The following is a 13,867-nucleotide window of genomic DNA, read 5'->3' as shown; positions in this document are numbered from 1 at the left end:
GGGGAGGGGGACGTCGACCGGTCAATCGGCACCGGTCGGCGAGGCCGGGCGGGCCCGGATCCAGTGGTCGTGGAACATGACCTCCTGGCCGGCATCGCGGGCCGGCATGTGGCAGGAGATGCAGCCGGAGGTCGGCGAGACGGGGCAGAGGACCTGCGGTCGGTCGGAGTGGCAATCGAGGCAGGAGGCCTCGTAGGATTTGGAGTCGGCCGAGACGCTGGCGTGGGGGTCGTGGCAGGTGGTGCAGGAGATCCCGCCCGGGGTCCGGGTATAGCACTTCGATTGCATCAGGCCGACCGGCTGATAGCGGACGATCTCCAGGTTCGCCGGATGAATCGAGCCGGCGGGGGCCATGTCGGGGTGTCGGTGGCACTGGCCGCAGAGCCGCATCTGGCGCTCGGCGGGCTCTCGCCCCGCCCCGAACGGCATCCGGAGCCCGATCACCCCGTTCCGGGCGTCCTTGATGTGGTCGCGGCCCGGTCCGTGGCATCGCTCGCAGCTGATGTTGGGGACCATCGTCGCAAGGTCGAGCACCCGCCCGCCGTCCTCGGAGAGGAGCGTCGAGTGGCACTCGAAGCACTCGAGCGTCTTGCCGACGCCATGAGCCCTCCCGGCCGGCGAAAGCTCGTGTCGGTCCAGGGTCGCGTCCTTCGCCTGGCCCGGCGTGGTGTGCAACGAACCGTCGCGGGCGAAGTAGGTCATCCGGTGCTCCAGGAGCGCCGCGTCCGAGGGGGTCCGGTCGGTCATGCCGACGAAGGTCGTGGCATGATGACCCGAGCCGAAGGCATAGTCGAGGATGTAGTCGACGCCCTGGTCCGCCTCGGTCCGCCTCGCCGTCAAGGTGCCATCGCGGAGCGAATAGTCCCAGGTCGCGTCGAATTCCTCGTCGGCGACGGCCCGACCGTCGAGGAGCTTCGCGCGGTCGGCGGCCCGGTGGAGGGTCTGCGAATGGCCGGATTGGCGGTGCGAGGCCGCCTCGCCTGGGTGGCAGGTCTCGCAGGCCCGGTCCCCGGCGAAGAGCGAGGCGACCGGGCCTTTGGGATCCGCCGAGGGTCGAGCCGCCCCCGGCCCGACCGGCCCCGGACCCGACCGCGACCAGGCGATCAGCCCGGCCAGCAGTGCGGATAAAGCAACCGCGATGATTGCGACCTCTTTCAAGGCGCCCGGCATCCCGGGGGGCTCGGGCTTGATGTCCGGGCCGGGCTCGTGGCTGGGGCTGGTCAAGCGAGACTCCTCGGCGGGGCGAAGGCCGGTCTCCCCGGCGCGGGCCTCGGGCCGTGGTCGGCCCAATTTGGGGCTTCAGGATAGCATCCCGGGATCGGCTAGCCAATGAATCAAAATCGAATAAGAGTATTGGTTAATTTGTGCATTTTTGTGGTTATTGTTCGCGTTCGACGCGCGGAGCCGGTCCCCCTCACCCCGGCCCTCTCCCCGGGGGAGAGGGAGCAAAACAATTCCTCTCCCCCCGGGAGAGGGTGGCCGAAGGCCGGGTGAGGGTCTCCTCCGGCCTCGCGATCTCCGGCGGGGGTTCGGGCGTCAATCAGGACGGTCGGCCGATCTTCAGGCTCAGGGGCATCTCCAGGCCGTGGGCTTCGAGGAGGGCCGTGTCTCCCAGGATGTCGCGGGTCGGTCCGTTGGCGACCACCTTCCCGGCGTCTAGGAGGATCGTCCGGTTGCAGAGTTCCAGGGCCATCTCCAGATCGTGGGTGGCGATCAGCTTGGTCGAGGGCAACGACTGGATCAGGGCGAGGAACCTCCGACGCCCCCGGGGGTCGAGGTTGGCGGTCGGCTCGTCCAGGACCAAAACGGTCGGGTCGCAGGCGAGGACTCCCGCCAGGCAGACCCGCTTCCGCTCGCCGAAGCTCAGGTGATGCGGCGGGCGGTCGGCGGCGTCGGCCAGGTCGACCCTCGTCAGGGCCTCCAGCGCGATCCGTCGGGCCTCGGCCTTCCCCTTGCCGAGATTCAACGGGCCGAACGCCACGTCTTCGATCACCGACGTGCTGAAGAGTTGATCGTCGGGGTCCTGGAAGACCAGGCCCACCCGCCTGCGGACCTCGGGGGCGTTCCGGGCGTTGACCTCCAGGCCGTCGATCCAGACGGCGGGCTCGGGCTTGCCGGTGGCCGTCGGGTGGCCCGAGCCGTGGTCGTGGATGGCCCGGGCCCCTCGGGCGTTGCCCGGCAGGATCCCGTTGAGGTGGAGAAGGAAGGTGCTCTTGCCCGCGCCGTTGGGCCCGACCAGGGCGATCGACTCGCCGGGCATGATGGTCAGGTCGACCCCTCGGAGGGCGGGTCGACCGTCGGGGTACCGGTAGGTCAGGCCCCGGACCCGGATGGCGGGGACCTCGGCCGGGGTGGCCCGGAGTGGCGTCGGGGATGGGTTGGTCTCGCCGTCGATCATCGGTCGTCGGGTCCGTCGAGGGTCCGGACGGTCCCGTCCCAGCCCCGGGCCAGCATCGCCGCGTGGACCCGCTCGCCTCGCTCGAACGACCGGAGGAAGAGCATCCCGATCAGGCCGGTGAGCGTCGAGAAGCCGAGTCGGTCATGGCGGCGGAAGGTCCTGGATCTCCGAGCCTGGACCATCCGCCCCAGCTCGTCGGAGAGGATGTGGATCTGTCGCTCCATGAACTGGAGGGTCGAGACCATCAGCGGGGGCAATCCCAGGCGGCCCATCGACGCCAGGAGGACCCGGAACGGGGTGACGTGGACCAGGGTCATCATCGCCAGGAAGGCCATGCTGTTCTTGGCGATGATCGCCGAGGCCACAGCCGGGAGTCCCAGCCGGGCGCGGTCGGGGTGCCCCGGCGCGACCATCGCGGCCAGGAAGCCGACCAGGGCCAGGAAGCCCAGCCATCGCCGGATCAGGTCGCGCGGGGGGACGCCCGAGAGGCCGATCGCGAAGGCCAGCACGAGCCCCTCGGCGGCCAGGACCCGCCAGGCTCCCGGGGGGGTCAGGACCACCCCGACGACGTAGGCCAGCGTCGCGACCAGCTTGAGCCGGGGCTCGACCCGGTGGAGCGGGCCGGCCACTCCTTCGCTCGACCGTTCCAGGGCCTCAAGCCGCATCGACCCAGGCCCCTTCCCCGAGGGTGGGTTTCGGCTTGCCGACGGAGAAGGCCCGGGCCATCCCCAGCCCGACCCCGAAGACCGCCAGCGTCCCCAGCAGGCCGGCCGAGGCCGTGGCCGCCGACTTGAACCGGGCCAGGCCCGGCATCTCGTAGCCGGGGATCGGCGCGGGGACCTTCACCGCGGATTCCTCGGGCGGGAGGAATCCCACCTTCTGCTCGCCGACGAACTCCAGGCCGTCGGGCCGCTCCGAGGCCATCGGACCCAGGAAGATCGCCACGGCGACCGAGATCCCCAGCCCCGCCAGGCCCGCCCGCCACCATCCGGAAGCGCCCGAGCTTTTGGGCGAAGACTCCCCCTCGATCAGGTCGGGGCGGGTCAGCAGGAGGAACCGTACCACCATCCCGGTGATCAGGGCCTCGCCCAGCCCGATGGCCGAGTGGACCAGCGCCATCCATCCCAGGACGTCCAGGAACGCCCAGCCCTGCCCCGTGGCGGTCAGCTCGACCGCGAACGCCCCCGAGGCCAGGATCACCGAGAACCAGGCCGCGATCATCGAGCCCAGCAAGATCCCCCGACGACCGCCGATCGCCCGCCGGATCGGGTCGTAGATCGCGTAGCCCAGGACCGAGCCGATCAGCCCCATGTTGACGAAGTTCGCCCCCAGGGCCGTCAGGCCGCCGTCCCCGAACAGGAAGCACTGGACCAGCAAGACCGCGCCGATGACCAACGCCCCCGCCCAGGGCCCCAGCAGGACCGCCGCCAGGACCCCGCCCAGCAGGTGCCCCGAGGCCGGGAACGGATACAGCGGGAAGTTCACCATCTGCGCCGCGAAGACGAAGGCCGCCATCGAGCCCATCAGGACCGTCGTCCGGTCGCCGAGCCGTCCCCGGAGCTGTCGGGCCCCGAAGGCCAGCCCTCCCAGGGCGATCGCGCCCGTCGCGGCGGCCATCCTGGGGTCGATCACGGCATCGGGGATGTGCATGATTGCTGACCTCGCGATCCTGGCGGGCGAGCCGGGCGGTCGTTCTCCGCGTGCTATCGTACGGGGAGTATTGCGTTTCGTCAAAAACTTCATACCGGATGGCGAATCCTGGGCCATCGCGAGCCACCATTGGGCCATCTATCCTCCGGCCGACTACGACGGTCCGGGTCGCGTTGCTTCGCTCGCGATTCTGAATCGCATCGGTTTCGATGGTCGGGAAGGCAGGGGCGATGCCCGATGGACTGGCCTCCGAGATCGCGTCGAGGGGTGGAAGTCGACCGGGCTCGTCGATCCATCGAGAGATTCGGATTTCGAGGTCTTGGGGCCTCTGTTTTGTATCGATGAATCCTGATACCATCGATTTGGCCTATGAGAGGGCGACCCCTCGCGGCACTCTGGTCATTGCGGCGAAATCCGAGGCGACTCATGTTGCACATGCTCGGGCGTAGGACGCATGTGGGCTCGGCCGGTCGTCGAGCGGGGCGGGGGCGACTCGTCCCGGTCCTCGACTCACTGGAAGCACGCCAGCTGATGTCCAGGGTGTCAATCAACGCGGGAAGTACTGGCGGGCGTCACGTCCCCGACCACTTCCTGGGCGTCAGCCTGACCGGTTCCGACACCTACCTGGTCGACGGACTCGATCCCACGGTCCGGACCCCGGACCGGAGGACGATCGCCCTGCTAAATCAGGTCAAATTCGGGACGCTTCGGCTCTCGAACGGGAACGAGGCGGATCTCACGCACTTCGATCGTAATCCGGAGCCGGGGGACGACAACGTCGTCGGCGCCGGGGTCCTGGCCAGGATCACGAAGTCGGCCCGAGCCGATGGCTTGGTGAACGTGAACTATGGCACGGGGACGCCCCAGGAAGCCGCCGCCTATCTTTCCTACCTGAATGGGAAGATCGGAGACCGCACCCCGATCGGCCTCGATCACAACGGCAAGGACTGGCACAGCGTTGCGTTCTGGGCGAAGATCCGGAGTGAGGCACCCCGGGACAACGGCGACAATCTCGACTTCCTTCGAATTCAACGGAGCAAGCCATTCGGCTTCACGCGTTTCGAGGTCGGCAACGAAGTCTACTTTGGGCAGTGGGAAGCCAATGCCCATGCGACTCCCAGGCAATACGTCGCATTCGCGAAGACGTTCGCGAGCCTGGCCTCGCGCATCGACCCGAATGCCAGGATCGGCCTGGACGTCACCAGTCCGACCTCCTCGTTCCGGCCGTACTGGAACGGCAACCTGCTCCAGGCTTGCCGGAAGCTAGGCTTCACCCCCGGCTTCCTGAGCGATCATTTCTACGTGTTCGATAGTAACGGAGGGAAGGCCCTCGACGATCGGAGCCTCCTCGGCGCCACGGTGGGCCCCCCGGGTGTTGCCGACCCGCTCCAGGATGGCCCGATCAACTGGCAGGACCGGGCCAGGGCCTTCCGCAAGCTCCTGGCCGACAACCTGCCCGGTTCGGCGAATCGGGTCGAGTTGATCGCCGGAGAGTTCAACTCGGACGCCGCCTCGTCCTCCACGGCAATCCGGGGGACCAGGCAGGGATCCAACCTGGTCCATGGCCTGTTCATCGCTGACTCCATCGGCGCCGCCCTCCAGACCTCCTACCAGAGCGTCAGCTACTGGAACTTGCGGAATTTCTACGATGCTACGCCGGCCGATGGTCCGTATTACGGTTGGAGGCAGGGCTTCGACTACGGTCTGCTCGGCACGACCTCGTCGACGGTCCCGGATGCGATGAAGGCGACAGGCCCTTACAAGCCGTATCCTTCCTTCTATGCCATGATGCTCGTATCGAAGTTCGCCAAGGCGGGAGATTTGGTGGTCCCGACATCGAGCGACAGTCCGGACCTGTCCGTATATGCTATCCGGCGACATTCCGGGCGGCTCGCCCTCCTCGTCATCAACAAATCCCCCACCAAGGCCATCGACGAAACGTTCGTCGTCTCGGGCTTCACGCCGTCCGGTCGGTTGAATCTCGATCAATACGGGAAGAAGCAGGATAACCAGCAGAGGTTCGAGATGCAGGACGGGCGAGAGCCGGCCCTCCTGCAGATCGACCAAGGTTTCTCCGTGGACTCGACCCGTCGAGGCAGCCGCTTCCACCTGACGTTCCCGGCCTACTCGATGAGCCTCCTCGTCCTGGACCCGAGGGCATAACGGGCCGCCTCGCAGAGGTCGTGGAACAGTTCGGGAGAGAGCCGTTTCGCGACGGCGATCCTGTGTCGACGGAGCTTCTCAGCCTGTTCATCCGAGAGCGCATAACCATGAATCGCCGTCGGACAGCCCCGTTTTTCGGAGAGGATTCGAGACAGGAGCGCGGGCCTGTGATCCGGCTCCACGGCGTCCAGATCGTAGAGCACCGCATCGGACCAGCAACCTTCCGCCGGGACTCTCGCGGGGTGGCGACCGTGGATGGCCGCGCCGCAGTTGATCGCCATCTTGCCGGCTGTGTCCTGATGTACATCATCATCGGTGATGTAGGTAATCTGAATGTGTCTCATGATCGGTTTTCGGTCGGATTGATTGGTGAGATTTCTCGGGCGGCCGGCGGCCGACTTCCTGGATCTCTCACCTCTGATCCGCTCCGTGCGTCCGGACCTGTCAGCAGTGCAAGGGATTTTTCTCGCGCGGCCGCCCTGGCCTGCGAGACCCTGTCAGGTCCCCGCGTATCAGTCCGTAGACGATCGCACATTGGTGCGAGGTGTCCGAGATCTGTTCCCGGGCCTTGAGAGTCGAACGATCCCGCGGGAAGCTCGCCCGCGGATCATCCCGGAAGGGGGCGGTAATGATTCGCACACGAGGCGGTAGCTCGGCTCACCAAGCCCGAGCGGGCCTGCCTTCCACGATGACGACGAGAAGCTCGCTCCTCATTCGGGTCCGCAACACGGCGGATCCCATCGCCTGGCGAGAATTCATCGCCCTGTATAAGCCGCTGCTTCGAGCCTACGTCAGGAAGCGAGGGATCGCCGGCCAGGAAGGGGACGACGTGGTCCAGGAAATCCTGATCCGGTTGGTCAAGGCCCTTCCCGGATTCCGGCTGGACCGAGGGCGCGGGCGATTCCGCACCTGGCTTTGGCGAGTGATGCTGGGGACCCTCGTGGATCGGGCCCGTCGCGATGTCCGGCGGGCTCGGGCCGAGAGAGTCTGGGTGGAGGCCGAGGGGGAGAGGGCCGGGAGGATGGATCGTGGGGCAACAGACGGCGAAGTCGAGGATGACGATTGGAAGAAGCAGTACCGCCGGCGGCTCCTCGAGTACGCCAAGGCTAAGGTCCGCGGCCGATCGCACTCGAAAACCTGGGCATGCTTCGAGGAGCACTACCTGCGGGGCCGAGCCAGCGTCGAGGTCGCAACCGAGCTTGGCCTGACCGCCAACGTTGTCGACGTCAACACGTCCCGGATCCTGGCCCGACTTCGCAACGTCCTTGTTCTGGACCTGGGAGACCTGTTCGATGCCGACGACCTCCTGCCTCGCTGATGAGTTGCTGCGTCGCCTCGCCGACGGCGAGACGGTCAGCTTCGACTCGAGGGACCATCTCGATCTCTGCCCGGAATGCCGAGCCCGACTGGAGCAATTCTCCGACGATGCGACCTTGTCCAGCAAGGAAGCGTCGGCGGGATCGAAGCCGGAGATGATCGGTCCCTATATCATCGTCAACCTGCTGAGCGAGGGCGGCCAGGGTGCGGTCTATCGCGCCTTCCACAAGGACCTCCAGGGGGACGTCGCCATCAAGCTCGCCCACGCTCGCCTGGTTGACGGGGTGAGCGAGCGGAACCGGCTGCTGAAAGAGGGTCGTGTGATGGCCGAGATGCGTCATGAGAACCTCATCAAGGTCCACGACGTCGGGGTCCACGAGGGCCGCCCCTGGCTGGCGATGGAACTGGTCCGAGGATGCTCCCTCGCGCAGCGAACCGATCAACTGAAGGGTACCCCGAAAGAGGCCGCCGCCACGCTCGCCGCCATCGCGAAGGCCGTGGCGTATCTCCACGACCGAGGGATCGTCCACCAGGACATCAAGCCGGCGAATATCTTGATCGACGAGAAGAGAAATCCTCGACTCATCGACTTCGGCATGGCTCGCCTGAGGGATATCTGGTCGGAGAATGCGGACGGCACCTTCGGCGGGACCCCCGAGTACATGGCCCCCGAGCAGGCACGCGGGGACGTGGACCGGATCGGCCCGGCGGCCGATGTCTTCGGCCTGGGGGGTGTCCTCTACCATCTCCTGACCGGCCGCGTCCCGAACGAAGGAGAAACCCGATCCAAGGTGCTGGAGCGAGCACGCCAGGGCTTCGCCAATCGCGAGGCCCTGGAGGCTCCCGGCATCCCCAACCGCCTGAGGCGAGCCTGTCAAAGGGCGCTCGCCGCCGACCCGGATCAGCGACCCTCCGCGGTCGAGCTGGCCGCCGAGCTCGATCGGTACACTCGACGTGTCTCGCGTCGAGTGGCCCTGGCCTCCGCCCTTTTCATCCCGATCGCTGCCGCGGGCGGATGGTGGTTCTCCCCGAGGAAGAAAGCTGCGGTGAACCCGCTCCAGGCCGGATCGAAGTGGGCCGGGACGTTCTACTGGACGTCGGACCCCAAAGAGACCAGGCACAAAGTTCAGCTGAAAATCACCGATCAGCAGGGCGACGAGTTCGAGGGTCTCTACGAGACCCGGGATGATACCGGAAGCTACGCGTTCCGCGCCAAGGGCTCGGTCCACGCCGAGGCAGTCCAGTGGCACTTCATCGAGCAACTCGCCGGGATTCCGCGGGCCAACGTCATCGAGCAGGCGAGGGTCGAGGGTACGATCAATGGAAATAACGACGTTTTCGTCCACTTCATCGAGGGGGCCGATCAGGCGATCATGACGATGAGAAAAGTGAACAAGTGATGGCTTCGAAAGTCCGAGTGTCGCCCCGAGCTCATCGCGGGCCCGTCGGGCGGATCGGAGGGGACCCCGTCCCGGCCTTCGGCCAATCCTTTCGGGAGAGAGTGACTCTTTCGACGCCCTCCCCCCACGGCGGGGGTTGGAAGCCTTCAGGAAACCCGGGCAAGAGCAAAGGCCGGGTCCTCAAACAACGAGATCGCCCGGAGCAACCCCCGGGCGATCTCAGTTCGAGGTCGGATGCCTGGTGCGATCCTGGCCGGTCAGTTCGGGCGGGCCGGGGCCGCGACCGGGCTCGGTCGATAGGCGATGGCCTGGCGGACGGCGGGGGGCAATGGGGCGTCCTTCCCCTTGATGGCCCTCCAGAGGATCTCGTTGAGCTCGAAGTCGTCGATCCGATCGTACTCGCTGAAGTCCATCTTCGAGGAGCGATCGGCGCCGTAGGCCAGCGCGTCATTCTTGGCGTCCAGGTCGATCCGGGCCGGGAGATGGTCGAAGGGGGTGAGGTCGGCCTGGTCGGTGAACGAGTCGAACATCGGCCGGGCGGCGGCGTCGAACTGGCTCAGGGGGGGCAGGCCCAGGATCAGTTCCATCGTCCGGATCATGCTGACGGTCTGGTACTGGGTGCTGTCCAGGTGGTTGCGCTTGGTGTAGGGGCTGATGACCAGCCCGACGGTCCGGTGGGCGTCGACGTGGTCGGGTCCGTTCTGGGCGTCGTCCTCGATCACGAAGATCGCGGTCTCCTTCCAGTACTTCGACTTGCTGACGGCGTCGACCAGCCGCCCCAGGGCCAGGTCGTTGCTGGCCACGCAGGCGGCCGGGGTGAAGGCCCCGGGGGTGGTGCCCGAGGTGTGGTCCTCGCCCATGCTCATGACGATGAACTGCGGGAGGTTGTCATTGGCCTCGAACTCGCGGAACTCGCGGAGGAACTCCTCGACGTTCTCGGTGTCGCGATCGCGCTCGCCGGGTGCCTTGGGGATCCCGTAGTTGGGGGCCATGTGACCGACCAGGCCTGGCACGGCGGCCTCGAACTTGACCGATCCGTCGGCCTCGCTGACCCTCCGGCCGGCCTCTCGATAGCTCCGATAGGTCAGCCCGGCCCGGGCGCAGGAGTCCCAGAGATAGCCCGAGGGGGCCTTGGTCAGATTTCCCTCATCGTCGTCGTCCACCCCCTCGCGCCGGGAGTAGGTCAGCATCCAGTCGCGGGCGACGTAGTCGGTGTTGTAGGCCATGGTCGACCAGGGGTGCCCGTCCCGGGAGACCTGGCCGTTGCAGTAGAGGTTGTCCAGCAGGACGAACTCCTCGGCGAGCTTGTGGTGGTTGGGCGTGACCTCGCGCCCGAACATGACCAGCGAGGGGTCGCCCATGCCCTTCTCGATGTCGCCGAAGACCTGGTCGTAGGTCCGGTTCTCCTTGATGATGTAGATCACATGCTTGATCGGCGAGGGGTCGCCGACCCTGGTGGGGATGGCGGTTTTGGTCGGGTGGGGGGCGTCGGTCAGGAGCTTGTCGGAATACGGGCAGTTCTTGTAGACCGTGGCGGTGTAGTCGGCCTGGCCCTTCTCGTCGGGGACCGGGACGATCGAGAGCGCGCCCGAGAGCGTGGTACCGATGTGCGGGAACGGGCGGGCCGCGGCCTTCTTGGTCTTCGCGGTCGCCTGGTTGGCCTGCTTCTGCTCGTCGGTGAAGAACGGGTTGGCCTTGGTCTGGTTCCCCTTGCCGACGCCCACGAGCAGGTTCTTGCCGTCGGGGGTGACGGCGATGGCGGTCGGATACCAGCCGGTGGGGATGAACCCCTTCACCTGGCTCCGGCTGGGGGCCTCGATGTCGACGACGGCCACGCAGTTGTTGTCGGCGTTCGCGACGTAGAGGGTCTCGCCGTCGGGGCTGACGGCCAGGGCGTCGGGCGTGCTCCCCTCGGGAGCCATGGGGAAGAGGCTGGTCATGATGGTCTCGGTGACGATCCCTCGCCGGGCGTCGATCACCGAGACGCTATTGCTGGAGGCGCAGGCGACGAAGATCCGGTCGTCCTTCGGGTGGACCGCGATCTGGTTGGGGTGTTCCCCCACGCCGATCCGGGCGACCACGCGGAGGTCGACCGGGTCGATCGCCAGGACGGCCCGCCCGGCCCAGTCGGAGACGTAGAGCCGCGACCCGTTCCGGGCGACGGCCAGGTCGTAGGGCTTCCCGCCGATCGAGGCGGTCCGATCGGAGGCCCTGTTGTTGGTGTCGATCGCGGTGAGGGTCCCGGCGTCGATGTCGAGCGAGTAGAGGACACTGGTGGCCGGGTCGAAGGTGACGTCCCCCTGGAACGACTTGGGCTCGGCCTTCTTCTGCTTCTTGGTCTTCGCGACGGGGTCGGGTTCGTCGGGCCCGACTCGGCGGAGTTCGCGCCCTTGCAGTTCGAAGGCGTGGCGGATCCCGCTGCCGCCCCCGGCCCACCAGACCCGGCCGGTCTCGGGGGCGTGGGCCAGGCCGAACCAGCTCTCGCGGACGTTCTGTCGCGTCACGACCGACTTGTCGGCGAGGTCGACCAGGCTGAGGTCGTGGTCATTGTACCCGTTGGACGAGACCAGGGCGTGCTTGCCGTCGGCCAGGGGGAGGATGTTCAGCGGGAGGTCGGGCAGGATGACCTGATCGCCCGCCGGGGAGATGGTCCAGCCGTTGGGGAGGAGGTATCCCCCGGCGATTGGGCCGGCGGTCTGGGTCCTGTCCTGGGCCAGGATCGGGACGGCCAGGGTGGCCGCCACCGCCGCGGCGAGCGCGGCGGCCTTGAGTCGCGTGAACTGGGGCATGGGCTGATTCCTCGGGTCGGGTGTCTCGTCGGGGTGGAGTCCGCGGGCCGTCCGGCCGCTCAGAAGGCGTCTGCCGAGATGATCTCGCCACCGGCCCTCGAGATCAAGTTCGCGTAGACCTGGATGGCCGCGGTTTCCTTGATGAAGTGGACCGAACCGTCGGCGAACAGGTTGTTGGCCCCGCCCGGGTGGAAGCTGAAGACCTCGTTGGCGTTGGTGCAGTTGGTGTGGCAAGGGCCGGGGTTGGAACTGCCATCCATCGTGAACCCGTGGAGGCCGTACGGGCTATCCCGGTCGGCCCACCCGGCCCCCGAGACGCGGATCCGGGGCGAGGATCCGACGGGGTTGGAGGGCTGGACCTTGTAGCCGCGAGTCCAGCGGTCGGGCCGGCCGGCGTCCTCGGCGATGACCTCGGTGTTCGAGGTCCCGTCGGTGATCTCGGCGATCGTCCGGACCACGTTGGCCTGCATCACGCCGGCATAGGTGCCCGGGGCGACGAACCCCGCGTTGACCAGGGTCGCCGCGACGCTGTTGTTGGGGGCGTAGTCGCCGGCGACGGCCTGCCAGCCCTTGAAGCCTCCCGAGTTGTTGGAGTCCAACCGGCCCGAGTTCGGGGTCGAGGGGCAGGCCATCAGATTCAACTGGGTCGTCAGGACCGTCGAATTCCCCGGGTTCCGGAAATCGAGCTTGAGATTGTAGGAGTTGTAGAGCGCCGACTGCTCGGCGAAGGGGAGCAGGAGGACCGACCAGCCGTGCTGGACCAGCTGGCTCGTCGGCAGGGGCTGGCCGTTGTCTCCCACGTTGATGTTCAGCTTGGGGAACGGCATGTCGACGGCCGCCGGGGTGAAGAAGCCGTTGGCCGATTCGAAGGGGTGCATGGCCAGGCCGAGCTGCTTGAGGTTGTTCGTGCACTGGATCCGCCGGGCGGCCTCGCGCGCGGCCTGGACCGCCGGCAGCAGGAGGGAGATCAGCACGGCGATGATCGCGATCACCACGAGCAGCTCGATCAGGGTGAATCCGGGGCGGGTCGGATGGGGGGCTCGTCGGATCACGGTGGGGCCTCGGGGCGGGCGGAATTCGGTAGGCGAGAAATCACACGATAGTTCGGTGATGTGTCGGCCGGATGGGCGATCCGTGAAGTTTCGCGGAGGTTCGCCCGCCCGTCGCCGCCCGACGCCCCCGATGATCACCCCGCGACGTAAACCCCGCCACGATAACGCTTGCCGAAGGCGTCAAAGGCACGGATCTTGCCGAGCGTCCGGCCGTCGCGGACGACGACGGTCGTCCCGCCGGATTCACCGACCCCTTCGAGGAGATTCGCCCTCCCGTTCGGCCCGCCCAGCACGCCCACGCGGACCCCGCCGCGGAAGTCCCGGCCGAAGGCGAACTGATTCGCCATCTGGTCGCCGGTCCGGCCGTCGAGGACCTTCACCAGCGGGCGTCGGCCCTTGCCCCCGCCCGCAACCCCGCCGGTCAGGGTGAGATTCCGGAGGGTGAGCGTCCCTGCCGAGCTGTTCCCGTAACCCGGACCGCCCAGGACGCAGAACAGGCGAAAGTTCGCGGCCGATCCGCCGGCCCGGGCGATCGTGGCCCCGTTGCCGATGATCGTCAGGTTGCTGGTGATCGCCGGCAGCGCGTTCGGCCCGAACCAGTAGTTGTCGGGCGACCCATAGTCGTACTGGCTGCCCGGCTGGAGGATGATCGAGTTGATGCCCCCGATCTCGTTCGCCCCCTGGATCAGATCCAGGAGCCCCGAGGGGTCGTTCGCGGGCGCGGCGAAGGTGGCCGGATTATCCCGCCGCTCCAGGATCTCCACCGAGGTGTGGGTCCGCCTCCGCCGGCCCCGCGAGGCCTGGGGGCGGATCCGGCTGGCCATCGTTCGCGCGTGCTCGGGGATCATCTGGGTCGATACCTCAATTTCGCCTGGCGTCGGGGGCCGGACGCTGATCCGAAGGGTCGCGGCGTGTTCTCCGGCTTGGCATCCCTCGGATTGCCCCTCCCACGAGCCCTGCGGCTCGGATTTTCCAAGACCATAGGACACGTAAAATCCCAGGGCGACTCCGGACCGGAAATCTGGGCGGGTTCCCCTTCGCCGGGGCCGCTGCAAGCTTGGGCGAGACAGGAGAGCACCTCGGGTGTTAGGATGTCCC

At 67.3% G+C, this 13,867-nt stretch carries 11 protein-coding genes; 3 read left to right on the top strand and 8 right to left on the bottom strand.

Going from position 1 to position 13,867, the window contains the following annotated elements:
• Positions 1 to 21: 21 nt before the first annotated feature.
• The 4 genes from P12x_RS27675 to P12x_RS27660 form a co-directional block, all read right to left on the bottom strand.
• A complete protein-coding gene (locus tag P12x_RS27675; RefSeq protein ID WP_435008276.1) occupies positions 22 to 1,224 on the bottom strand; it encodes a multiheme c-type cytochrome in 1,203 nt (400 codons plus the stop codon).
• A gap of 316 nt (positions 1,225 to 1,540) precedes the next feature.
• On the bottom strand, positions 1,541 to 2,398 hold the full coding sequence (locus P12x_RS27670; RefSeq protein WP_435008275.1) for an energy-coupling factor ABC transporter ATP-binding protein: 858 nt from the start codon (positions 2,396 to 2,398) through the stop codon (positions 1,541 to 1,543).
• Complete coding sequence (locus P12x_RS27665) at positions 2,395 to 3,063, bottom strand: energy-coupling factor transporter transmembrane component T family protein (protein WP_435008274.1); 669 nt, start codon at positions 3,061 to 3,063, stop codon at positions 2,395 to 2,397. Before P12x_RS27665 ends, P12x_RS27670 begins: the two co-directional genes overlap by 4 nt.
• Positions 3,053 to 4,048 carry an energy-coupling factor ABC transporter permease gene (locus tag P12x_RS27660; RefSeq protein ID WP_435008273.1) on the bottom strand — a complete coding sequence of 332 codons (996 nt, stop codon included), beginning with the start codon at positions 4,046 to 4,048 and terminating at the stop codon, positions 3,053 to 3,055. The genes P12x_RS27665 and P12x_RS27660 overlap by 11 nt, the downstream gene beginning before the upstream one ends.
• A gap of 426 nt (positions 4,049 to 4,474) precedes the next feature.
• On the opposite strand from P12x_RS27660, the gene P12x_RS27655 reads away from it, so the two are divergent.
• The gene (locus tag P12x_RS27655; RefSeq protein ID WP_435008272.1) at positions 4,475 to 6,211 is read left to right on the top strand and encodes a hypothetical protein; all 1,737 of its coding nucleotides are present in this window, start codon (positions 4,475 to 4,477) and stop codon (positions 6,209 to 6,211) included.
• Here the strand turns inward: P12x_RS27655 and P12x_RS27650 are convergent.
• Positions 6,172 to 6,555, bottom strand: coding sequence for a hypothetical protein (locus P12x_RS27650; RefSeq protein ID WP_435008271.1), 384 nt, complete (start codon positions 6,553 to 6,555; stop codon positions 6,172 to 6,174). The genes P12x_RS27655 and P12x_RS27650 overlap by 40 nt on opposite strands.
• A gap of 284 nt (positions 6,556 to 6,839) precedes the next feature.
• Here P12x_RS27650 and P12x_RS27645 point away from each other — a divergent pair, with 284 nt between their 5' ends.
• Both P12x_RS27645 and P12x_RS27640 read left to right on the top strand, forming a co-directional pair.
• On the top strand, positions 6,840 to 7,529 hold the full coding sequence (locus tag P12x_RS27645; RefSeq protein WP_435008269.1) for an RNA polymerase sigma factor: 690 nt from the start codon (positions 6,840 to 6,842) through the stop codon (positions 7,527 to 7,529).
• Positions 7,504 to 8,928, top strand: a complete 1,425-nt coding sequence (locus tag P12x_RS27640; RefSeq protein WP_435008267.1) for a serine/threonine-protein kinase — start codon at positions 7,504 to 7,506, stop codon at positions 8,926 to 8,928. Before P12x_RS27645 ends, P12x_RS27640 begins: the two co-directional genes overlap by 26 nt.
• A 257-nt stretch (positions 8,929 to 9,185) precedes the next feature.
• Here the strand turns inward: P12x_RS27640 and P12x_RS27635 are convergent, their stop codons facing one another.
• From P12x_RS27635 to P12x_RS27625, 3 genes are all read right to left on the bottom strand, one after another.
• Positions 9,186 to 11,717 (bottom strand): alkaline phosphatase family protein, encoded by a 2,532-nt coding sequence (locus P12x_RS27635; RefSeq protein WP_435008265.1) that lies wholly within the window; start codon positions 11,715 to 11,717, stop codon positions 9,186 to 9,188.
• A 59-nt stretch (positions 11,718 to 11,776) separates the two neighbouring features.
• Complete coding sequence (locus P12x_RS27630) at positions 11,777 to 12,769, bottom strand: DUF1559 domain-containing protein (protein WP_435008263.1); 993 nt, start codon at positions 12,767 to 12,769, stop codon at positions 11,777 to 11,779.
• A 134-nt stretch (positions 12,770 to 12,903) separates the two neighbouring features.
• On the bottom strand, positions 12,904 to 13,593 hold the full coding sequence (locus P12x_RS27625; RefSeq protein WP_435008261.1) for a hypothetical protein: 690 nt from the start codon (positions 13,591 to 13,593) through the stop codon (positions 12,904 to 12,906).
• Positions 13,594 to 13,867 lie beyond the last annotated feature (274 nt).

This window comes from Tundrisphaera lichenicola (genome assembly GCF_051175385.1).
GTDB lineage: Bacteria > Planctomycetota > Planctomycetia > Isosphaerales > Isosphaeraceae > Tundrisphaera > Tundrisphaera lichenicola.
The sequence above is the reverse complement of the archived record's forward strand: the minus strand, read 5'-3'. Positions and strand labels throughout refer to the sequence as shown.

Excerpts from the sequence above, each read along its gene's own strand:
- P12x_RS27625 (WP_435008261.1), bottom strand. The coding sequence starts at position 13,593 with ATGGCCAGCCGGATCCGCCCCCAGGCCTCGCGGGGCCGGCGGAGGCGG.
- P12x_RS27640 (WP_435008267.1), top strand. The coding sequence starts at position 7,504 with ATGCCGACGACCTCCTGCCTCGCTGATGAGTTGCTGCGTCGCCTCGCC.
- P12x_RS27660 (WP_435008273.1), bottom strand. The coding sequence starts at position 4,048 with ATGCACATCCCCGATGCCGTGATCGACCCCAGGATGGCCGCCGCGACG.
- P12x_RS27635 (WP_435008265.1), bottom strand. The coding sequence starts at position 11,717 with ATGCCCCAGTTCACGCGACTCAAGGCCGCCGCGCTCGCCGCGGCGGTG.
- P12x_RS27655 (WP_435008272.1), top strand. The coding sequence starts at position 4,475 with ATGTTGCACATGCTCGGGCGTAGGACGCATGTGGGCTCGGCCGGTCGT.
- P12x_RS27665 (WP_435008274.1), bottom strand. The coding sequence starts at position 3,063 with ATGCGGCTTGAGGCCCTGGAACGGTCGAGCGAAGGAGTGGCCGGCCCG.
- P12x_RS27670 (WP_435008275.1), bottom strand. The coding sequence starts at position 2,398 with ATGATCGACGGCGAGACCAACCCATCCCCGACGCCACTCCGGGCCACC.
- P12x_RS27650 (WP_435008271.1), bottom strand. The coding sequence starts at position 6,555 with ATGAGACACATTCAGATTACCTACATCACCGATGATGATGTACATCAG.
- P12x_RS27645 (WP_435008269.1), top strand. The coding sequence starts at position 6,840 with ATGATTCGCACACGAGGCGGTAGCTCGGCTCACCAAGCCCGAGCGGGC.